The organism is Caulobacter sp. (assembly GCF_965279145.1).
In the GTDB taxonomy this organism is placed as follows: Bacteria; Pseudomonadota; Alphaproteobacteria; order Caulobacterales; family Caulobacteraceae; genus Caulobacter.
The window spans coordinates 2,578,723-2,598,874 of sequence record NZ_OZ257139.1; the positions used below are offsets into that span (position 1 = coordinate 2,578,723).

Below are 20,152 nucleotides of genomic sequence, written 5' to 3' on the forward strand. Positions count from 1 at the left end.
CGGCCTTGCTCATGGTCTCGCTTTATGGCGCGGGTTTGGCGGGCGAGCCAATCCGAAAGCGTGGCTCTGAACTAAAGTTGGAGCGAGACGGGCGCCGCTTTCGGCTGTCGCGCTCCCGCTATGTCCCTACAGCCATTCCACCTTGAGGATTTCATAGGCCTTCACGCCGCCGGGCGTGTAGACCTCGACGACTTCGCCCACTTCCTTGCCGATCATGGCGCGCGACAGCGGGGAGGACAGCGAGATGCGGCCCTCCTTCACGTCGGCTTCGTGATCGCCAACGATCTGGTAGCGAGCCTCTTCCTCGGTGTCCTCGTCGACGACGCTGACCGTCGCCCCGAACTTCACCTGCTTGCCCGACAGTTTGGAGACGTCAATCACCTGCGCGCGGGCGATCTTGTCCTCGATCTCGGCGATACGGCCTTCGATCCAGCCCTGACGTTCCTTGGCCGCGTGATACTCGGCGTTTTCCGAGAGGTCGCCATGCTGGCGCGCCTCGGAGATCGCGGCGATCACCGCCGGACGCTCGATCGTCTTCAAACGCTTCAGTTCATCGTCGAGGGTTTGATAACCCCCGGCGGTCATCGGCACTTTTTCCATTGCGGATTTTAGCTCGGTTCGCCTTGGGAGGAGTATTCGTCCCGTCGCTGGCGCTCGCGACCGGGGGCTGAAAGGATAAGAGGCGCGTTCAGGATAAGCAAGAGCCCGGGAAAATCCGTTGCGCTCGCCGAGGGACTGGTCATCGCCTTCGGTCCTCTGCCCCGGGGCGGGCGAATCAGAACTCCTGCCAGTCTTCCTTGACCGCTACGGCGGCCGAGCTTCGGCCCGGACGCACGGCGGTGTTGGGTCGCGCGCGGGGCGGCGGAGCTGAAATCGCGACGGCGGCTCCCTCCGAAACCTTGAACCTCCCGACCAGCGCCGCCAGTTCGGCCGCCTCGCCTTTCAGCGCGTGGGTGGCGGCGGTGGCCTGCTCGACCATGGCGGCGTTCTGCTGAACCACCTGGTCCATCTGGTTCACGGCCTGGTTGACCTCGTGCAGGCCGGTGGACTGCTCGTTGGCCGAGGCGGCGATCGCGTTGACCAGGGTGTCGATCGAGGCGACCTGCTCGACGATGCGGCGCAGCGCCTCGCCGGTCTGGCCCACCAGATCGACCCCGGCGCCGACCTGGGCGGTCGAGGTCGAGATCAGGGTCTTGATCTCCTTGGCCGCGTCGGCCGAGCGCTGGGCCAGGGCCCGCACTTCCTGGGCGACCACCGCGAAGCCGCGACCGGCCTCGCCCGCCCGCGCCGCTTCGACGCCGGCGTTCAGGGCCAGCAGGTTGGTCTGGAAGGCGATCTCGTCGATCACGCCGATGATGTTGCCGACCTGTTGCGAGGAGCCCTCGATCTGGGTCATGGCCGCGACGGCCTGGCTGACGATCTCGCCCGAGCGCTGGGCGTCGCCGCGCGCGGTGGCGACCACCTGCGAGGCTTCCTTGGCGCCCGAGGCGGTGCGGCGGACTGTGGAGGTGATCTCGTCCAGGGCGGCGGCGGTCTCTTCCAGGCTGGCGGCCTGCTGCTCGGTGCGGCGCGACAGGTCGTCGGAGGCGCGAGCGATCTCGTCGGCGCCGGCGCTGACGCCGTCGGTGGTGGCGGCGATGCTCTTCATCGCGTCTTGCACCCGCTCGGCGGCGGCGTTGAAGTCGGCGCGCAGAGCCTCGTAGGCCTCGGCGAATCGCGCCGTCAGGCGGATGGTCAGGTCGCCTCTGGCCAGATGCGACAGACCGCCGGCGATGGCCTCGACGGCCTCCGCGCGCTGCCGTTCGGCGATCGCCTCGGCCTGGCTGCTCTGAGCGCGGCTGGTCTCCTCCGAGCGCCTCGCGCCCTCGGCGACGTCATTGGCGGCGCGCGCGGCTTCAACGGCCTGCTCGGCCTCGGCGCGAGCGTTGTTGGCGGTGGCGAACATGCTGTTGACGCTGAAGGTGGTGGCGATCAGGGCTCCGGCCTCGACGATCAGGATCACGGCGTGGACGATCACCCGCCCCAGGCTGGCCGAACCGGGGAACACGGCCTGGGGCAACAGGAAGCTGAGGCCCAGATGGTGCACGGCGACCGTTGCGGCGGCGGCGGCGATGACCTTCCAGTCGCAATAGACGACCAGCAGGGCCAGGGCGGCGAAATAGGCCATGTGCATGTCGATCTGCCAGCCATGGCCGTTCAGGGCGGCGACCAGCAAGGACACCTGGGCCATCAAGGCCACCCCGGTCATGGCCCGACCCGTCGAGCCGGCGCCGGCTGTCTTTTGCGCCAGGGTGGCGACGGCGGCCGTGGCCACGGCGGCGATCGCCAGGCCCAGCAGAGGTCCATGCACCGCGAGACGCGCCGCCACCACGATGCCGGCCAGCAGCCACGTGAGGGCCACCACCAGCTTGCCGCCGAGCTGGCGTTGGCTGTCGAGGCTGGAAAGGGCGACGGTCATGACAGGGCTTCCTTGGGGGCGCAGACGCCGGCGAGATCTGGATCGAGGACCAGCAGGGCGCCGGCCGAGCGGGCGCGCTGCGCCAGATCGATCGGGTCGCCCCGCAGAATGACAATGAAAGGCGCGCCGCCGACGGCGGCGATCCTGCCGGCGGAACCGGCGGCGCTTACGCTCTGGGCCACGCTCCACCACGGCGGAAAGACAGCCGCGACGCGCGACGGATCGCGCGGCTGGGCGTTCACGGATACGGCCGCCAACAGCCCGGCCAGGATCGCGCCAGCGGTCGCGAGCATGCCGCCGACGGCCGAGGGGCTTTTGCCCGATGTGATCAGGGATTCCGGCATGCGACGGCTCGACTGTGTCCAGCCGGAGGATACGGGCCGGACACTCAAACCCATGCGTGAGGTGAGGTTACCTTCACCTTAATTCTGTTCCTGGCGCGACATTCTGTCAGCCGCTCCAGGCGCTCTATGAGGCGTAGTCGTAGGGCCCGCCGCGCTTCAACGCCGCGCGATAGGCGGGGCGGGCATGGATGGCCTCAAGGAAGGCCTTGACGCGTGGCCGCGACGCCGCCCCGGCCCGCGCCGCGGCCGCCTCCAGAGGGAAGCTCATCATGATGTCGGCCGCCGTGAACTGCGGGCCGGCGAACCAGGCGGACTTGCCGAGCTCGGCGTCCCAGTAGTCCAGATGCGCCTTGATCTGTGGGTCGATGAAGCTGCTCTGGGCCTTGTTGGCGACAGCCTTGATCAGGCCTTTCAACAGTCCCGGAGCCCGGGTCGGCAGGGCGGTGAAGACCAGCTTCAGCAGCAGGGGCGTCATGGCCGAGCCTTCGGCATAGTGCAGCCAGTAGGTGTAGCGCAGACGCTCGGCGGTTCCGGCGGCGGGGATCAACCGGCCCTGGCCATAGGTCTCGATCAGATACTCGACGATGGCGCCGGTCTCGGCGACGGTCTTGTCGCCGTCGGTGATCACCGGCGACTTGCCCAGCGGGTGGATGGCCTTCAGTTCGGGCGGGGCCAGCATGGTCGTCGCGTCGCGCTCGTAGCGCTTGACCTCGTATGGAACGCCCAGTTCTTCCAGCAGCCAAAGCACCCGCTGGCTGCGGGAATTGTTCAGGTGATGGACGATGATCATGGGGCGGCTCCGGGTTTGTCGCAGGCTGGCACGGCCCCCCCGCCAGTCAAGAGAGGATCTGGCGGGCTTCGGATCAGCTGGCCGTCACCGCCTCGACGATATGGGCGCGATAGAGAACGGCGATCAGATCGGTCTGGGTGATGACCCCGACCAGCCTGTGGTCGGGATCGACGATCATGGCCTCATGGGTATGCCCGCTGGACAGGATGGGCAGCAGGGCGGTGATCGGAGCCGAGTCCAGGACACGATGCACGACAGGATCCAGCGCCGCGATCACGTCCCGATGGCGACTGGCCTGCAACTCCGCGCGGCGAACCATGCCAAGGACCCGCCGGTCGGCGTCGATCACGGGCGCGGCGCGCATTTCATGCTGTTGAAGCAAAGCCAGGGCGCTCTCCGCCGACTGGTGCGGATCCAGATGTATGACGTCGCGAGACATGACGTCGCCACAGCGGATCTGTGAATGCAGGCGCTGGTGCGCCTGCAGTTCGACCTGGCGGAACAGGGCGTCGAGGTCGTCGCGGCTCACGTCCAGCAGCTCGCCGTAGCGGGCCAGGGCCTTGTCGAGGTCGGCGGGGGTGAAGCCGACGCGGAGCCCCGGCGCGGGGTCGCGGGTGTGGTGGGGGCTGGGCGCGGGCGGAGCAGCCCTGTGCGGGTAAGAGTGCTTCGTCAGTCGGCCGTAGGCCATGCCCGCCACGACCAGCAGGATGGAGTCCAGGGCCACGGGGTTGAAGGCGAACAGATAGCCGGCCTTGGCCACGGCCGGCCCGCCGATCACCGTGATCAGCGCCACCGCGCCGCCGGGCGGATGCAGGCAGCCCAGCAACATCATCACCGCGATGGCCAGCCCGACCGCCAGCGGCGCGGCGATCATCGCATTGGGGATTAGCAGGGCGCAGCTGACGCCGACCAGACCGGAGATCACATTGCCGCCAATCACCGAACGCGGCTGGGCCAGCGGGCTGGCGGGAACGGCGAAGACCAGCACCGCAGAGGCGCCGATCGGAGCGACCAGCAGCGGATGGGCGAGACTCTCGCCGCCGATGGCCAGGCGTCCCAGCAGTCCCGCGAACAGCAGGCCCAGCAGAGCGCCGGCCCCGCCGCGCAGGGCGGCGAGCGGCGGAGCGGGGGTCTTGCCGCGCATCAACGCGAGGATCTGTTCGGTCATCCCAGAGGCATAGCCGAGCGCATCGACTCGCGGGCCCTGATTTTTGTGCGACCGCAGCCAGAAAAGCTTGGAGGGCCGGTGGTTTCGGCCGGTGGCGACCGTGCATCGTCGAAGGCTCGCCGCGGTCGTCGTTTTTCTGGGTGAGGCAAGCCCTTGGGTGGTTACGCGCCGCGCCCGCCGACCCCATCTTGGCGGTGTCGCCAGGCCTGCCAAGGCATGCGATCCTTCTATCCCTGCACCAGGAGCTCACCCATGAAGACGCGGAAACTCGGCGACGGTCTGGAAGTCTCGGCCCTGGGGCTGGGCTGCATGGGGATGAGCTGGGCCTATGGGCCCGCGCCGGACAAGACCGAGACCTTCAAGGTTCTGGCCCGGGCGGTCGAACTGGGCGTCACCTTCTTCGACACCGCCGAGGTGTATGGCCCGTTCGTCAACGAGGAACTGGTCGGCGAGGGCCTGAAGCCCTTCCGGGACAAGGTCGTCATCGCCACCAAGTTCGGCTTCAAGATCGCGCCGCCCGCCGAGGCCAATGGCACGAGCCGCATGGTGGGCGTGGACAGCCGCCCCGAGCATATCCGTGAGGTCGCCGAGGCCTCGCTCAAGCGTCTTGGCGTCGAGGTCATCGACCTCCTGTACCAGCATCGTGTCGACCCCAACGTGCCGATCGAGGACGTCGCCGGGACGGTCAAGGACCTGATCGCCGAGGGCAAGGTCAAGCATTTCGGCCTCTCGGAAGCCGGCGCCGACACCATCCGCCGCGCTCACGCGGTGCAGCCCGTGGCGGCCCTGCAGAGCGAATACTCGCTGTGGACCCGCGACGTCGAAGCCAAGATCCTGCCCACCATCCGCGAGCTGGGCATCGGCCTGGTGCCCTACAGCCCACTTGGTCGGGGCTTTCTGACCGGCGCCCTGACCAGCGACGCGGGCCTGGCCAAGGACGATTTCCGCCGTGGCCTGCCGCGCTTCCAGGGCGAGGCCCTGAGCAAGAACCTCTCCTTGGTCGAGGCCCTGACCCAGATCGCCGCCGAAAAGGGGATCACCGCCGCCCAACTGGCCCTGGCCTGGATCCTTCACCAGGGGCCCGACATCGCGCCGATCCCCGGCACCACCAAGATCAGCCGGCTGGAAGAGAATGTCGGCGCGGTGGATGTCGCGCTATCGGCCGAGGACCTGACCCGCATCGCCGCCGCTGTCCCCGAGGCTGCGGTCGAAGGCGCGCGCTACAGCGAGGCGGGTCTGGCGATGACGGGCCGCTAGCCTTTATTTCCGAACGCCTGCGGCCATCGGGGACGTTCGCGCGTAACTGCGAAGATTCCAATTCGTGGGGCCCCGCGTGACGTCTCTGACCGCCTTTCTTCTGACCAACGCCGCTGTGTCGGCCGCCGCCTTCGTCGTGTTGTGGCTGATCAGCCTGCGGCTGAAGGACGTCAGCTTCATCGACGGCTGGTGGGGTCTGGGCATGGCGCTGATCGCCTTTACGGCGGCGGCGCAGACCGGCCCGACGCCGCACGGAACGCTGCTGACCGTCCTCTGCGCCGTCTGGGGACTGCGGCTTGGCGGCTATCTGCTGTGGCGCTGGCGCCGGCATGGTCCCGACAAGCGCTATGTCGAGATGCTCACCCACGCCCGGGAGGTGCGCGGCTGGAGTTTCGGCGTCTCGTCCCTGCTGCTGGTGTTCTCTCTGCAATGGGCGCTGCAGCTGATCGTCGCCCTGCCGGTTCAGCTGGGCCAGGGCGTGGCCGCGCCGCTCGGCCCCTTCGCCTGGGCGGGCGCGAGCCTGGCCATGATCGGCATCCTGTTCGAGACCATCGGCGACGCCCAGCTCGTCGCCTTCAAGGCCAGACCTGAAAACGCCGGCAAGGTGATGGACAGGGGTCTGTGGCGCTATACCCGCCACCCGAACTATTTCGGCGACGCCTGCGTCTGGTGGGGCCTCTACCTGATCTCGGCAGAGACCGGCCTGGGACTCTGGTCGCTGCCCGGCCCGGTGCTGATCACCTTCCTGCTGACCAAGGGCAGCGGCGTGCCGACCGTAGAGGGCTCGATGCGCAAGAAGCGACCCGACTACGAGGCCTATGTCGCGCGGACGTCGGGGTTTGTGCCCTGGTTTCCCAAGGCGACGGGCAAGTCCGGCGACTAGGGCGGCTACCGCGCCGGGGTGACCCGCCAGATGACGTTGCCGACATCGTCCGCCACCAGCAGCGCCCCGGCCTTGTCGACCGTGACGCCCACGGGACGGCCCTGGGCCTCGCCCTTGGCGTTCAGGAAGCCCGTGAGGAAATCCTCGGTCTGGCCGGCGGGCTTGCCGTCCGCGAAGGGCACGAACACCACCTTGTAGCCGACCTGCGGCTTGCGGTTCCACGAGCCGTGCTGGCCGATGAACACGCCGTTCCTGTAGTGCTGCGGGAAGGTCGCGCCCTCGTAGAAGGTCAGGCCCAACGACGCGGTGTGGCTGCCCAGGGCGTAGTCGGGGATGATGGCCTTGGCCACTAGGTCGGGACGCTGCGGCTTGACCCGGCTGTCGACGTGCTGGCCGTAGTAGCTGTAGGGCCAGCCATAGAAGCCGCCGTCCTTCACCGAGGTCATGTAGTCGGGAACCAGGTCGTTGCCGATCTCGTCGCGCTCGTTGACCGCCGTCCACAGCTGACCGGTGACCGGGTTCCAGCCCATGCCGTTGGGATTGCGGATGCCCGAGGCGAACACGCGGCTGGCGCCGGTGGCGATGTCGATCTCCAGGATGCCGGCGCGGCGTTCCTCGGCGGCGATGCCGTTCTCGCCGACATTGCTGTTGGAGCCGACGGTTGCGTACAGCTTCTGGCCGTCCTTGCTGGCGATCAGGCTCTTGGTCCAGTGGTGGTTGATCGGGCCGGCGGGCAGGTCGGCCACCTTGCGGCCCGGACCCTGCAGGCGGATCGCGTCGGCCGCATAGGGGAAGGCCAGCACGGCGTCGGTGTTGGCGACGTACAGGGTGTCTCCGACCAGGGCCATGCCGAAGGGCGAGTGCAGATCGGTGAGGAACGGCGTCTTGATCTCGGCCACGCCGTCGCCGTTGGCGTCGCGCAGCAGGGTGATCCGGTCGGCGCTGGGCACGGTCGCGCCGGCCTTGCTCATGATCTGCTTCTCGAACCAGGCCCGGATGTCGAAGCCCTTCTTCTTTTCCTTGGCCGGGCCGTTGGTCTCGGCGACCAGCACATCGCCATTGGGCAGCACCAGCAGCCAGCGGGGATGGTCCAGGCCCGAGGCGAAGGCCTTCACCTGGAAGCCCTCGGCTGCCTTGGGCGTCGCGCCATCGGCCCAACGGTTGACCGGCGAGACCTTCACGGTCGGCAGCAGGGTCTTGTTGGGCGCGGGCAGGGCGGGGTTGTAGCCGTAGCCCACCGGGCTGCTGGTCTGGGACTGGCTCCGGCCGCAGGCGGCCAGCGCGAGCAGCGCCATCACGGTCAAGGCGGCGGGGTGGCGAAGATACGGCATGGAGTTCTCCCTGGAGCCTGGCTGTAACGCGTGGAAGCGCTCCGCGTTCTGTGGCGGGGCCATGTTCGGTCGAAAGGCTAGACTATTGGGCGGCGACGTCGAGTTTCCCCACCGTCAGTCCGCCCGCAAAACCGGCGCTGGCCGCTGCGACAGCGCCTGGGCCGCCGCCAGCAAGCCGCCGACCGCCGACAGGCCCGCCGCGCCGGCCAGCAGGATGATAACGCCGGCCCAGTCGATGCTCCACTTGGCCTTGAACACCAGCACCACCACGGGCCAGGCCGAGGCTACGCCCAGCAGCACGCCCGCCGCGCCGGCGATCAGTCCCACAGCGCCGTACTCGACCAGATAGGCCGTGAGGATCTGCGCGCGGGTGCCGCCCAGCACCTTCAGGGTCGCCGCCTCGCGCGCCCGGGCCCGCGCCCCGGCGGCGATGGCGCCGGCCAGCACCAGCAGGCCCGCAAGACCCGCCACCGCCGCCGCGCCCCGGATCGCCAGCGCCAGGCGGTCGAACAGGCCGGCGGCCGCTTCGAGTTGCTCGCGCACGCTGATCACGTTGACGGCGGGAAAGCTCTTGCCCAGCGCGCGGGTCAGGCGGGCCTCGGCGGCCTTGTCCACCTTGGCGATGGCGATGTTGCGCAGCACCGCGCCTTCCAGGCTCTTCGGGTTCAGGACGATCGCGAAGTTGGGGCCAAAGCCGCCGAACTCGATCTTGCGCAGCGCCGCGACCCTGACCTCCAGGTCGCGCCCCAGCACCGACAGCGTGATCGTGTCGCCGACCTTCAGGCCCGCGCCGCGCGCCAGGTCAGCCTCCAGGGCCACCTGAGGCGGCCCGCCGTCGTTGGCCGGCCACCAGCGGCCCTCGACCACGCCTGAGGCCTTGGGCTCTGGGCCCAGAACCGACAGGCTGATGTCGTTGTCGAAGGCCCAGCGTTCGGACGGCTTGATGGCTTTCACGTCCACCGGCTTGCCCTTCAGGGCGACGATGCGGCCCGTGGCGAAGGGGACGCGCAGATAGGTCTCGGACGTCATCGGGCCGGCGGCGCGCGCCACCTCGGCGTCGAAAGCGGCGGTCTGGTCGCCGGGGATTTCGGTGAAGACCATGGCCGGGGCGCTCTTGGGCGCCACGTCGCGCACCTGGGCCAGCAGGGCCGACTGGATCAGCACCACACAGGCCAGCAGCGCCACGCCGAGGCCGATGGCGGGGGTCGCCGTGCGCGCGGCCGAGCGGGGGCCGGCCAGGTTGGCCAGGCCTATCCGCACCGATCCTCGCGCCAGGCCTCGTATCCGGCCTGCCAGCCAGGCGGCCAGCAGGCCCAGCGCCCACAGCGCGACGAAGGCCACGGCGACGCCGGCGATCATGATCGCGGCCGCGATCGGCGTTGGGGCGGTCGCGATGGCCAGGGCCCCCAGGCCCAGGCCGCTGATCGTCGCGCCGATCATTTCCAGTCCGAACGGCGGTCGCACGCCCAGGGCGCGACGGAACAGGGCCGAGGGCGGTGTGGCGCGGGCGCGGGCCAGAGGGATCAGCGAGAAGGCCGCCGCCGCCAGCAGGCCAAAGGCGCCGGCCTTCAACAGAGGCCGGGGATAGACGGCGAACAGCGCGGGGATCGGCAGGGCGTCGCCCGCGATCTGGCCCAGGATCAGCGGCACGATGGCGCCGATGACCAGGCCGATGACCACGCCCAGGCCGGCCAGCAGGCCGATCTGGATCAGATAGGTGTTGCGGATCAAGGCCCCGTCGGCGCCCAGCGCCTTGAGCACCGCGATAGAGGGCTCGCGCGTCGCCAGATAGGCCGATACCGCGCCCGCCACGCCCAGGCCGCCGGCGACCAGCGAGGCCAGGCCGATGAAGCCCAGGAAATATTCCAGCTGGTCGATCAGCTTGCGCGCGCCGGGCGCGGCGTCGGAGCGGTCTCGGATATAGAGATCGCCGAACCGCGCCTTCAGAGCCTTGCCCGCCGCGACCGGGTCCTGATTTCCCGTGAACGCGATGCGCGCCGACTGGCCCGAGGGCAGGCCCGGCGCCAGCAGGCCGGTGGGGTCCAGCAGTTCGCGGCGGACCAGCACGCGCGGGCCCAGCACGAAGCCGCGCGCCACGCTGTCGGGCTGGCGGATCATCCTGGCGCGGACGACCAGGGTCAGCGGCCCCGCCTCGAAGCGGTCGCCGATCTTCAGCCCCAGCCGGTCCAGCAGGGCCGGTTCGACCGCCGCGCCGGGCAGGCCGTCGCGGGTGGCCAGGGCCTGAGCCAGCGACGCCGCGCCCTCCAGTTCAACCTTGCCGGCCATGGGATAGAGCGCATCGGCGCCGCGCAGGTCGACCAGACGGCGGTCGCCTGACGGCGCCTGCGCCATGACGCGTACGCGGGCGGTGTAGGAGACCTTGCCCAGCTTGGCGAAGGCGGCGCGCTCCTGGGGCGTGAAGTCGCGGTTCTCGACCGAGGCCGAGAGGTCGCCGCCCAGGATCTCGCGCGCCTGCGAGGCCAGGCCCCGGCGGAAAGCCTCGGCGGTCGAGCTGGCCGAAGCGATCGCGGCCACGCCCAGGGCCAGACAGGCCAGGAAGATGCCAAAGCCCCGGACGCCCGAGCGCAGTTCGCGGGCCGCGAAGCGGAACGAGAGGGCGCTCACGCGGCGACCTTGTCTTCGACGACCTTGCCGTCGGCCATGCGCACGATGCGGTCGGCGCGCTGCGCCAGCACCGGATCATGGGTCACCATCACCAGCGCCGCGCCGCATTCGGCCAGCAGGTCGAACATCAGGTCGACCACCGATCCGGCGTTGCGGCTGTCGAGGTTGCCCGTGGGTTCGTCGGCGAACAGCAGGGTGGGGCGCGCCGCCAGGGCGCGGGCCAGGGCCACGCGTTGCTGCTCGCCGCCCGACAGCTGATGCGGATAGTGGGTGAGGCGCGAGGACAGGCCCACCTTGGCCAGCCAGTCGCGCGCGGTGAGGAGGGCGTTGGGAAGGCGGGCGATCTCCAGCGGCGCCGAGACGTTCTCCTCGGCGGTCATGTTGGGCAGAAGGTGGAAGCTCTGGAACACCAGCGCCGCGCGACCCCGGCGCAGCCGCGCGCGGCCGTCCTCGTCGAGTTTGGAGAGGTCCTGGCCAAACAGGCTGACGGTTCCGGAGGTGGGACGCTCGAGGCCCGCCGCCACCGAGATCAGCGAAGACTTGCCCGAACCCGACGGCCCGATGATCGCCACGCGCTCGCCGGCCGCCACATGCAGGTCGACGCCGCGCAGGATGTTTACGGGCCCGGCCGTCGAGGGCAGCGTCAGGGTCACCGACGACAGGGCGAGCGGCGCGAGTTCGTCGGACATGAAGTTTCCTTGTTTCGTGCGTTAAACTTAAGAGGCCCCAACCCCACATAGGGATTCATGAAGACCATCACACGTCCCAGTCACACGCGCCGTGGAGCCATTCTGGGTTTTGGCGCCGTGTGCGCCCTGTCGACCAGCGCCCGGGCGGCGCAGAAGCCTCCGGTCGTCACCGTTCTGGGCGACTCGATCACGGCCGGCCTGGGCCTGCCCGCGCGCGACGCCTTGCCGGCGCAGCTGCAGGGCGCGCTGGAACGCCTGGGCGTCAAGGCGGCGGTGCGCGGCGCCGGCGTCTCGGGCGACACCAGCGGCGGCGGCCTGGCGCGGGTCGATTTCAGCGTCGCGCCCGACACGACCGTCTGCGTCGTGGCCCTGGGCGGCAACGACCTGTTGCAGGGCGCTGACCCGAAGACCACCAAGGCCAATCTGCGCCGGATCATCGAGAAGCTGAAGGCGCGCGGGATCCGCGTGGTGCTGGCAGGCGTGCGCGCCCCGCCCCTGATCGGCGCTTCCTACGCCCGCGAGTTCACCAACCTTTATGCGGAACTCGCGCGTGAGACGCGGGTGATCTATCAGCCCGATTTCGTCACCGGCGTGGTCGGGGTGGCGCGGCTGATGCAGCGCGACGGCATCCACCCCAATGCGGCGGGGGCCCGGATCGTCGCCGAGCGCCTGGCGCCGACGGTCGTCACGGCGCTGCGGACCACGGCCTAGCATCCGTTCAAACATTGTGATCCCGGGCGGAGCGCAGCGAAGACCCGGGACCATGGCAAGCTCTGAGCTTCCTGCGGTCCCGGGTCTTCGCCCGGGATGACATTGTTCAACCGTCGATCACCGGCGACTGTTGAGCCGGCGGGTGCGCGTGATGACGCCCGCCGAACACGCGGCCCATCAGCCGTTCGGCGCGGGTCTTCAGCCCGTCCATCAGGACGAACACCACCGGCACATACAGCAGCGACAGCAGGGTCGAGGTGATCAGGCCGCCGATGACGGCGATCGCCATCGGAGCCCGGAACTCGACGTCGGCGCCGAAGCCCAGGGCCACGGGGGCCATGCCCGCGCCCATGGCGACGGTGGTCATCAGGATCGGCCGGGCCCGCTTGTGGGCGGCGTCGACGATCGCCTCCCGCTTGCTCATGCCGTGTTCCTTCATCGCCATGATCGCGTACTCGACCAGCAGGATCGAGTTCTTGGCCGCGATGCCCATCAGCATCAGGATGCCGATCAGGGTCGAGATCGAGAAGCTGGACCGCGCCAGCACCAGCAGGGCGAAGGCGCCGCCGATGGCCAGAGGCAAGGCCACCATGATGGTGATCGGGTGGGCGAAGCTGCGGAACAGCAGCACCAGCACGACATACATCAGCAAGATGCCGGTGATCAGGGCCGCGGCGAAGCCGGTGACCATCTCCTGGATGAACTCGACGTCGCCGGCGGCCACTTCCTTGACGCCGTTTGGCAGGTTCTTGACCGACGACAGGGCGTGGACGCGCTTGCTGGCCTCGCCGACCACCACGCCGTTCAGTTCGGCGGTGATGGTGGCGACGCGCGAGCGGTCCTGGCGGCTGATCTGCGAGGGGCCGGCGCCGAAGCGCACGTCCGCCACCGAGTTCAGCGGGACCGGGCCGCTGGCGCTGGGCACCTGCAGGGTCTGCAGGACGGCCATGTCCTCGCGGGCGTTCTGGGTCAGGCGCAGGCGGATCGGCACCTGGCGGTCGCCCAGATTGTACTTGGGCAGGTTCTGATCGACATCGCCGATGGTGGCCACGCGGACCGCCTGCGAGATCGCGCCGGCCGAGACGCCCGCGCGGGCGGCCTGGTCGGGGCGGGGCGCCACGACGATCTCGGGACGGGCGATCGCGGCGGTGTTGACCACGTGGGCCAGGCCCGGAACGTCACGCATCTGGGCCTCGACCGCGCGGGCGGCCGCTTCGAGCTTGGGCCCGTTGTCGCTGAGCAGGCGCAGGGTGAAGCTGGTGCCGTCGCTGGGGCCGCCGCCGCTGTTGGAGCCGGCGCCGATCCGCGCGCCCGGAATGGCCGCGAACTGGTCGACCATGGTCCGGCTGAATTCCTGCTGGCCCATGCGCTGACCCTTGTCGACCAGGTCGGCGTTCAGGGTAGCGGTGTTGACGGCCCCGTTGCCGCCGATCGAGGCGTAGACGCCGACCACTTCGGGGCGGGCCAGCAGCTCCTTGGTCATGCGCTGGACGATGGCGTCGGTTTCGTCGAGCGTCGCGCCCGGCGGCAGGTCGACCGAGAACGGCGCGCGGCCGCGGTCGGCCGCCGGTTGGAACTCGAACGGCAGGCGCGTGGCCAGCAGGCCCGAGATCAGGATCATCGGAATGCCCATCAGCAGGACCTTCCAGCGGTTGTTCAGGCCCCAGTTCAGGCTCTTCAGGTAAGGACCCATCCACGGCGGATCCTTGTCCTCATGCTTGTGGTTGGGCTTGAGCATGTAGGCGCCCATCAGCGGCGTCAGCAGGCGGGCCACGACCAGCGAGAACAGCACCGAGACACAGGCCGCCAGGGCGAAGGCCTTGAAGAACTGCCCGATGATGCCCGGCATGAAGCCGACCGGTGCGAACACCGCCACGATGGTGAAGGTGGTGGCCACGACCGCCAGGCCGATCTCGTCGGCCGCCTCCATCGCCGCTGCATAGGGCGTCTTTCCGCCCCGCATGTGGCGGACCATGTTCTCGATCTCGACGATGGCGTCATCCACGAGGATGCCGACGGTCAGTGACAGGGCCAGCAGGGTGATGCTGTTCAGCGACTGGTTCATCGGCGCCATCACCGCGAAGGTCGGGAACAGCGACATCGGGATGGCGATGGCGGCCAGGAACGTGGCGCGCCAGTCGCGCAGGAACAGCAACACCACCAGCACGGCCAGGACCGCGCCCAGGATCAGGGCTTCCATCGAGGCGATGTAGCTGTCCTCGATGTATTTCACGTTCGAGGTGATCTCGTTGATCTCGAGCTCGGGATGTTCCTTGTCGAGCTTTTCGACGGCCTTGCGGACCTTCTCGGCGGTCTGCACCTCGCTGGCGCCGCGCGAGCGGACCATGTTGAAGGTCACCACTTCCTGGCCGTCATAGCGGGCGCGCGAGCGCGGCTCGGCCCAGCGGTCCTCGATCGTGCCCAGGTCGGCCAGGCGCACGGTTCCGCCGCTGCTCAGGGGGATGCGCTTTTCACGCAGCTGCTCGATGGAGTCCGCCGCGCCCAGAGTGCGGATGGCGCGCTCGGATCCCGAGATGGTCACGCGACCGCCGGGCAGGTCGGCGTTGGACGACACCAGGGCCTGGCTGACGGCGGCGGCGGTGACGCCGCGCGCGGCCAGTCGGTCGGGGTCCAGGGCCACTTCGATCTCGCGATCGACGCCGCCCCGACGATTGACCTCGCCCACGCCCTTTAGCGCCAGCAGGGCGCGGCTGACGTCGTTGTCGACGAACCAGCTGCGCTGCTCGGGCGTCAGGGTCGGAGCCTTGACCACATAGGTGATCAGCGGATCGCCGGAGATATCGATCCGTGTGACCGTCGGTTCCTGCATGTCCTGCGGCAGGGATCCGCGCAGGTTCGACATGGCGTTGCGCACGTCGTTGGTCACGCGCTCGTGGTCGACGCCCAGCTCGAACTCGATGAAGGTGGTCGAGGCGCCGTCGACGACGGTCGAGTTGATGTGACGCACCTGGCCCAGGCCGGCGATCGAGTCCTCGATCAGGCGCGTGACCTGGGTCTCCAGCTCGCTGGGCGCGGCGCCGGGGCGCACGGCCGTGACGACCACGAAGGGCAGGTCGACGTCGGGGTTGTTGTTGATCCGCATGCTGCGGAAGCCGGAAATGCCGGCGATGGTCAGCAGCAGGAACAGCAGGATGACGGGGATCGGGTTCTTGATCGCCCAGGATGAGATGTTGTTCATCGCGCCAGGCTCCTAGCGGGCCGACTTGATGGCGGGCGGCGTGGTCGGCGTGGTCGCCGTGCCGATGCGAACCGCGTCGCCTTCACCCAGGAAGCCCGCGCCTTCGACCACCACCGTCTCACCGACGGTCAGGCCCGTGGCGGCGATGCGGTCGGCCGTCGTCGCCAGGATGGCGATGCGGCGGAAATGCACGCGGCGCTTGGCGTCGACCACGAACACGCCGGGGCGGTTCTCGCGATACAGCACCGAGGCGCTGGGGATGGTCAGCGCGGCCTGGTCGCCGGCCTGGATTGTGGTCCGGGCGAACATGCCGGGGCGGAAGCCGCCCATGGCCGACAGCGCCACGCGGGCGACGCCCAGGCGGGTGGTGGTGTTGACCTCGGAGGTGACCAGGCGCACCCGGCCCGACACCTGCCCGACCCGGTCGGAGACGATCGTGGCGGGCATGCCGGCCTTGACCAGCATCAGGTCGGTCTCGGGAATCTCGGCGTCCAGTTCCAGGCGGCTGTCGCGCACGATGCGGAAGACTTCCGCGCCCGTGCTGACCATCTGGCCCTTGGTGACGTTGCGGCGGCTGATCAGGCCGCCGACGGGCGCGCGGATGGCGGTCTGGGCCAGGCGGGCGGCGGTCTCGCCGCGTCCGGCCTGGGCGGCGGCGAGCTGGGCGCTGGCGGTCTGTTGGCGGGCCAGGCTGCTGTCCAGCGAGGCTTGCGAGAGATAGCCCTTGGACTGCAGTTCGCGCGAGCGGCGCAGGGCGGCCTCGGCCTCGGCCAGGGACGCGCGGGCGCTGGCGACGCTGGCGTCCTGCTGGCGCAGTTGCGCCGACAGCAGGGTGTCGTTGAGCTTGACCAGCACCTGGCCGGCGCGGACGGTCTGGCCTTCCTCGGCCTCGACCGACACGGCGCTCAGGCCGCCGGTCTCGGCGCCGACGACGACTTCTTCCCAGGGCGAGATGGTGCCCGTGGCGTTGATCTCGCGCGGCACGGCCTGCGAGGTCACGGTGGCCACCCCCACGGTCTGGGTCGCCGCGGCGCCGACCGGAGGCTTGGCCTTCTTGGGCTTCTTGTCGCCGCCGCATCCGGCCAGCGCGATCGCGCCCATGCTCAGGATCACAACCAAAGCGCCCGAGCGCATGGCGCGCTCTCTGATCCCGTATTGCACGATGGTCCCCGATGTCCTGAAAGCCTAGAGGGCCTTCTAGACGACAAACCTTCGGTCGCTGAGTTAAATCATCGTAAGACGATAAGGCGCCGCTGGCTCAGATCGACGGCGCGGCGCCCGACTGGGCGGCCAGCGCGCGCTTGAAGCCATCGCGTTCCCGCATCCGCGACCAGTAGGCCGCGACGGCCGGGGGAAAGTCGCCGGAAAGCTCCAGGGATGTCGCCAGCAGCAGCGCGTAGGCGATCGAGATGTCGGCGCCGGTAAAGCGGTCGGCGGCGACGTGTTCATGGTCCTTCAGGATCAGGTCCAGTCCCTTCAGGCGCGCCAGGAACCATCGGGCATAGTCGGCGGCGACCTGCGGATTGCGACGCTCTTCCGGCTCCAGGCGGGAATAGCGCAGCACCAGGGTCTGGGGAAAGGTCAGGGTGGCTTCGCCGAAGTGCAGGCCGTTCAGATAGGCGCCGTAGCCGGGCTCGTCGGGGCCAACCGACAGGCGGCCCTGGCCATGGCGGACCGACAGATACTCGATCATCGCCGCCGACTCGGTCATCCGCGTCTGGCCGTCGACCAGCAGCGGGATGGTGCCCAGCGGGTTCTCTTCCAGGAATTCCCGCGCCAGAAAACGGGGCGGGAAGGGCAGCAGCTTGAGATCGTAGTCGATCCCAAGCTCCTCCAGCGCCCACAGCGGTCGGAACGAGCGGGCGTCCCGACAGTGATAGAGGGTGATCATAGGCGCTCGATGATGGTCACATTGGCCAGGCCGCCGCCCTCGCACATGGTCTGCAGGCCGTAGCGGCCGCCGGAGGCGCGCAGGGCGTGAACCAGGGTGGTCATCAGCTTGGCGCCCGAGCCGCCCAGCGGATGGCCCAGGGCGATGGCGCCGCCATTGACGTTCAGGCGGGCCGGGTCGGCGCCCAGGGCCTGCAGCCAGGCGGTCGGCACCGAGGCGAAGGCTTCGTTGACCTCATACAGATCGATGTCGTCGATCTTCATGCCGGCCTTCTTCAGCGCCTTTTCGGTGGCCGGGATCGGGGCTTCCAGCATGACCACCGGGTCATGGCCGATCACGGTCATGTGGTGGACACGCGCCAGCGGTTCGACGCCCAGGGCCTTGAGGCCGCGCTCATTGACCACCAGCAGGCCGGCCGCGCCGTCGCAGATCTGGCTGGAGGTGGCGGCGGTCAGGCGGCCGTTTTCCTGCAGCAGCTTCACGCCGCCGATCGACTCCAGGGTGGCGTCATAGCGGATGCCTTCGTCGGTGGTGTGCTGCTCGATCGCGCCGTCGGCCAGGGCGATTTCCAGCGGCACGATCTCGGCGGCGAACTTGCCGGCTTTCGTCGCCGCGATGGCGCGCTGGTGGCTGGACAGGGCGAAGGCGTCCAGCGCCTCGCGGCTCAGGTCATATTTGCGGGCGATCATCTCGGCGCCGGCGAACTGGCTGAACTGGATGTCGGGATACCGGTCCTGGATGCGCGGGCTCATATAGGTCCCGAAGCCGTTCTTGTAGGGCAGGGCCGAGGACAGGCCCATCGGCACGCGGGTCATGCTCTCGACCCCGGCGGCGATCACCACGTCCATGGCGCCCGACATCACGGTGGCGGCGGCGAAGTGCAGGGCCTGCTGGGAAGAGCCGCACTGGCGATCGACCGACGTGGCCGGCACGCTCTCGGGCAGCTTTGAGGCCAGCACCGCGTTGCGGGCGATGTTGATGCCCTGCTCGCCGACCTGGCCCACGCAGCCCATGATCACGTCCTCGATCAGGGCCGGATCGACGCCCGCGCGATCGACCAGCGCGTCGAGAACCGCGCCGGCCAGATCGGCCGGATGCCAGCCGGCCAGTCGCCCGCCCTTGCGTCCGCCGGCGGTGCGCGCGGCGGCGACGATGTAGGCTTCGCCCATGTTGTTTCTCCCTGTTTTTCCGGAACGGATCAGAAATCCGGCGAGCTGTCTTCCGTGACGCGGCGTCAGTCGGCGGCGGGTTTTTCCGGACGGGGGCATGACAGCGCGCCGACGAACAGGGCGATCATCGTCAGATAGCTGAACACCGACCCCGCGACGAAATAGGCCCAGCCCCAGATCCTGGCGTCGGCCATCACCGCGAGGTGCAGCACCACATTCATGGCCTGGAACCCCGTCGCCCACATCGGCCACCACCGGCTGGACTTCAGGGCGATGGTCAGCAGGGCGACCAGCAGCAGGGTGTCGATGATCATCACCCCGGTCTTCACGCCCCAGCGCTGCAGGCTGCTCTGGAAGAGGGCGGTCGCGACCCAGGCCGCGACCATGGCGATCGCGCCCGCGCGCTCGGGCCAGCCGCCGCGCCAAAGGGCGGTGATCACGGCGATCGCGAGCGCGGCCAAGCTGGCCCACTGATAGAGGAAGTGGAAGAACATCGGCGATGATGGCGCCGCGATCGGCGCCGAATGCAACGGTTTCCCTCCGGCGCCGATCAGGACGCCGGAGGGGACGGTTCCGCGCCGCCGGCTTCCCGGGCTAGGCGGCGTTGTGGGCCATGGCGGCCAGGGTCAGTCGGCCGGTTCTTTCGGGCGGCGGCTTTTCGCCGCCGTCGCCGAACGAGACGGCGGCCAGACCGATGTCGCGCTGGGCGGTGGTCAGATGCTTGTGCGTATCGACAATGCCTTCGCGGGCGTGGCCCAGGGACTGCATGGTCTGGATCGCGGCCATCAGGGCGTCCTGGCCGATCATGGCCGACAGCCGCGCGTCCTGGCGCGTGGCGGGCATTAGGCCCGCCAGGGCGGCGGTGCGGGTGATCGCCGCGTCAATGGCTCTTTCGGCGGCGAACAGGGCTTCGGCCACCGTCTCGGCGGCCAGACGACGTTCCTTGAGCATCAGGTCTCTCCCCGCGCCGACGGCGCCGGCGCGCGATAAGGGGTTTGATTGTCGGATAGGGCCCCGGCTTTGGGGCTAGCGGCGAGCCAAGTCTTCCAGGGCGTGGAGCCCCGCCAGGATCGAGCCGAATGCGAAGGCGGTCACGATCATCACGGCGGCGATGAAGACCAGTCGGTGGGGGAGGCTCAGGTCATTGGCGCGCCCTCCCCGGCGTCCGAACAGGAGGCTTCCGAGTCCGACGGGAATGTCTCGTCCATCACCGCGCTGGCGATGCACAGGATCTCCCGCAACACCATTTCCGCCGGCTTGTAGGACGCCTGCTTGCGCGTGGCGCTCACCAAGTCGTGGATCAGCGTCGCGCTTTCCGGGGTCGCCGAAAGGCTTGAGAGCTGACGTTCCAGCTGGCTCCAGGTGAACGGCGGCGCCGTGTCGTGGATCGAATTCAGCGCCGGCCAGGTCCGCTGGAAACGCTGGATGTCGCCGTAGAGGCGGGCCGCCTGGCCAATCGCGTCTTTCTGGTATGGGTTCAACTCGGTCACGGAACGCTCCTTGATCAACAGGATCAGCTGACCGTGTTGGGGGGGCGTCGCCTAGCCGGGCCGGATCGGACCCTGATCCGATCGGAGGGGGGGTATGGGTGTGCGCGGGGGCTTCCCGGTCGAACGCGATGCGGGCGGCGGCATAGC

Annotated in this window: 18 protein-coding genes; 3 read left to right on the forward strand and 15 right to left on the reverse strand. The window is 69.3% G+C overall.

Annotation, left to right across the window (positions count from 1 at the left end; translation table 11 throughout):
* Window positions 1–126 precede the first annotated feature (126 nt).
* The 5 genes from greA to ACQY9P_RS12160 form a co-directional block, all read right to left on the reverse strand.
* Window positions 127–600 (reverse strand): transcription elongation factor GreA, encoded by a 474-nt coding sequence (greA, locus tag ACQY9P_RS12140; protein WP_419320175.1) that lies wholly within the window; start codon window positions 598–600, stop codon window positions 127–129.
* Window positions 601–775: 175 nt separating this feature from the next.
* Window positions 776–2,458: a methyl-accepting chemotaxis protein gene (locus tag ACQY9P_RS12145; RefSeq protein WP_421739006.1), complete on the reverse strand. Its 1,683-nt coding sequence runs from the start codon at window positions 2,456–2,458 to the stop codon at window positions 776–778.
* A complete protein-coding gene (locus ACQY9P_RS12150) occupies window positions 2,455–2,802 on the reverse strand; it encodes a hypothetical protein (RefSeq protein ID WP_421739005.1) in 348 nt (115 codons plus the stop codon). The genes ACQY9P_RS12145 and ACQY9P_RS12150 overlap by 4 nt, the downstream gene beginning before the upstream one ends.
* A 124-nt stretch (window positions 2,803–2,926) precedes the next feature.
* Window positions 2,927–3,592, reverse strand: coding sequence for a glutathione S-transferase family protein (locus tag ACQY9P_RS12155; protein WP_421739004.1), 666 nt, complete (start codon window positions 3,590–3,592; stop codon window positions 2,927–2,929).
* Between the two features lie 73 nt (window positions 3,593–3,665).
* Window positions 3,666–4,760 (reverse strand): HPP family protein, encoded by a 1,095-nt coding sequence (locus ACQY9P_RS12160; RefSeq protein WP_421739003.1) that lies wholly within the window; start codon window positions 4,758–4,760, stop codon window positions 3,666–3,668.
* Between the two features lie 252 nt (window positions 4,761–5,012).
* On the opposite strand from ACQY9P_RS12160, the gene ACQY9P_RS12165 reads away from it, so the two are divergent.
* Together ACQY9P_RS12165 and ACQY9P_RS12170 are read left to right on the forward strand one after the other, a co-directional pair.
* Window positions 5,013–6,017 carry an aldo/keto reductase gene (locus ACQY9P_RS12165; protein ID WP_421739002.1) on the forward strand — a complete coding sequence of 335 codons (1,005 nt, stop codon included), beginning with the start codon at window positions 5,013–5,015 and terminating at the stop codon, window positions 6,015–6,017.
* A gap of 76 nt (window positions 6,018–6,093) precedes the next feature.
* Complete coding sequence (locus ACQY9P_RS12170; RefSeq protein WP_421739001.1) at window positions 6,094–6,900, forward strand: DUF1295 domain-containing protein; 807 nt, start codon at window positions 6,094–6,096, stop codon at window positions 6,898–6,900.
* 5 nt (window positions 6,901–6,905) lie between these two features.
* On the opposite strand, the gene ACQY9P_RS12175 is transcribed toward ACQY9P_RS12170, so the two are convergent.
* The 3 genes from ACQY9P_RS12175 to ACQY9P_RS12185 all read right to left on the reverse strand — a co-directional run bounded on the left by ACQY9P_RS12175 (window position 6,906) and on the right by ACQY9P_RS12185 (window position 11,545).
* Window positions 6,906–8,231: a PQQ-dependent sugar dehydrogenase gene (locus tag ACQY9P_RS12175; protein WP_421739000.1), complete on the reverse strand. Its 1,326-nt coding sequence runs from the start codon at window positions 8,229–8,231 to the stop codon at window positions 6,906–6,908.
* Between the two features lie 114 nt (window positions 8,232–8,345).
* Entirely contained in the window at window positions 8,346–10,856 is a 2,511-nt protein-coding gene (locus ACQY9P_RS12180) for an ABC transporter permease (protein WP_421738999.1), read from the reverse strand.
* The gene (locus ACQY9P_RS12185) at window positions 10,853–11,545 is read right to left on the reverse strand and encodes an ABC transporter ATP-binding protein (RefSeq protein ID WP_421738998.1); all 693 of its coding nucleotides are present in this window, start codon (window positions 11,543–11,545) and stop codon (window positions 10,853–10,855) included. The genes ACQY9P_RS12180 and ACQY9P_RS12185 overlap by 4 nt, the downstream gene beginning before the upstream one ends.
* Before the next feature lie 57 nt (window positions 11,546–11,602).
* Between ACQY9P_RS12185 and ACQY9P_RS12190 the strand changes: the two genes are divergently transcribed.
* On the forward strand, window positions 11,603–12,256 hold the full coding sequence (locus ACQY9P_RS12190; protein WP_421738997.1) for an arylesterase: 654 nt from the start codon (window positions 11,603–11,605) through the stop codon (window positions 12,254–12,256).
* A 106-nt stretch (window positions 12,257–12,362) separates the two neighbouring features.
* Here the strand turns inward: ACQY9P_RS12190 and ACQY9P_RS12195 are convergent, their stop codons facing one another.
* From ACQY9P_RS12195 to ACQY9P_RS12225, 7 genes are all read right to left on the reverse strand, one after another.
* Window positions 12,363–15,455, reverse strand: a complete 3,093-nt coding sequence (locus tag ACQY9P_RS12195) for an efflux RND transporter permease subunit (RefSeq protein ID WP_421738996.1) — start codon at window positions 15,453–15,455, stop codon at window positions 12,363–12,365.
* 12 nt (window positions 15,456–15,467) lie between these two features.
* Entirely contained in the window at window positions 15,468–16,589 is a 1,122-nt protein-coding gene (locus ACQY9P_RS12200; protein WP_421738995.1) for an efflux RND transporter periplasmic adaptor subunit, read from the reverse strand.
* 124 nt (window positions 16,590–16,713) lie between these two features.
* On the reverse strand, window positions 16,714–17,346 hold the full coding sequence (locus ACQY9P_RS12205; RefSeq protein WP_421738994.1) for a glutathione S-transferase family protein: 633 nt from the start codon (window positions 17,344–17,346) through the stop codon (window positions 16,714–16,716).
* The gene (locus ACQY9P_RS12210) at window positions 17,343–18,515 is read right to left on the reverse strand and encodes an acetyl-CoA C-acetyltransferase (protein ID WP_421738993.1); all 1,173 of its coding nucleotides are present in this window, start codon (window positions 18,513–18,515) and stop codon (window positions 17,343–17,345) included. The genes ACQY9P_RS12205 and ACQY9P_RS12210 overlap by 4 nt, the downstream gene beginning before the upstream one ends.
* Window positions 18,516–18,580: 65 nt before the next feature.
* Window positions 18,581–19,045 (reverse strand): hypothetical protein, encoded by a 465-nt coding sequence (locus ACQY9P_RS12215; protein WP_421738992.1) that lies wholly within the window; start codon window positions 19,043–19,045, stop codon window positions 18,581–18,583.
* Window positions 19,046–19,109: 64 nt separating this feature from the next.
* Window positions 19,110–19,466, reverse strand: a complete 357-nt coding sequence (locus tag ACQY9P_RS12220; RefSeq protein WP_421738991.1) for a hypothetical protein — start codon at window positions 19,464–19,466, stop codon at window positions 19,110–19,112.
* A 185-nt stretch (window positions 19,467–19,651) separates the two neighbouring features.
* Complete coding sequence (locus ACQY9P_RS12225) at window positions 19,652–20,005, reverse strand: hypothetical protein (protein ID WP_421738990.1); 354 nt, start codon at window positions 20,003–20,005, stop codon at window positions 19,652–19,654.
* Window positions 20,006–20,152: the final 147 nt, after the last annotated feature.

Coding starts and splice junctions, on each gene's coding strand:
- ACQY9P_RS12185 (WP_421738998.1), bottom strand. CDS start 11,545: ATGTCCGACGAACTCGCGCCGCTCGCCCTGTCGTCGGTGACCCTGACG.
- ACQY9P_RS12165 (WP_421739002.1), top strand. CDS start 5,013: ATGAAGACGCGGAAACTCGGCGACGGTCTGGAAGTCTCGGCCCTGGGG.
- ACQY9P_RS12155 (WP_421739004.1), bottom strand. CDS start 3,592: ATGATCATCGTCCATCACCTGAACAATTCCCGCAGCCAGCGGGTGCTT.
- ACQY9P_RS12210 (WP_421738993.1), bottom strand. CDS start 18,515: ATGGGCGAAGCCTACATCGTCGCCGCCGCGCGCACCGCCGGCGGACGC.
- ACQY9P_RS12205 (WP_421738994.1), bottom strand. CDS start 17,346: ATGATCACCCTCTATCACTGTCGGGACGCCCGCTCGTTCCGACCGCTG.
- ACQY9P_RS12175 (WP_421739000.1), bottom strand. CDS start 8,231: ATGCCGTATCTTCGCCACCCCGCCGCCTTGACCGTGATGGCGCTGCTC.
- ACQY9P_RS12160 (WP_421739003.1), bottom strand. CDS start 4,760: ATGACCGAACAGATCCTCGCGTTGATGCGCGGCAAGACCCCCGCTCCG.
- ACQY9P_RS12190 (WP_421738997.1), top strand. CDS start 11,603: ATGAAGACCATCACACGTCCCAGTCACACGCGCCGTGGAGCCATTCTG.
- ACQY9P_RS12150 (WP_421739005.1), bottom strand. CDS start 2,802: ATGCCGGAATCCCTGATCACATCGGGCAAAAGCCCCTCGGCCGTCGGC.
- ACQY9P_RS12220 (WP_421738991.1), bottom strand. CDS start 19,466: ATGCTCAAGGAACGTCGTCTGGCCGCCGAGACGGTGGCCGAAGCCCTG.
- ACQY9P_RS12195 (WP_421738996.1), bottom strand. CDS start 15,455: ATGAACAACATCTCATCCTGGGCGATCAAGAACCCGATCCCCGTCATC.
- ACQY9P_RS12200 (WP_421738995.1), bottom strand. CDS start 16,589: ATGCGCTCGGGCGCTTTGGTTGTGATCCTGAGCATGGGCGCGATCGCG.
- ACQY9P_RS12145 (WP_421739006.1), bottom strand. CDS start 2,458: ATGACCGTCGCCCTTTCCAGCCTCGACAGCCAACGCCAGCTCGGCGGC.
- greA (WP_419320175.1), bottom strand. CDS start 600: ATGGAAAAAGTGCCGATGACCGCCGGGGGTTATCAAACCCTCGACGAT.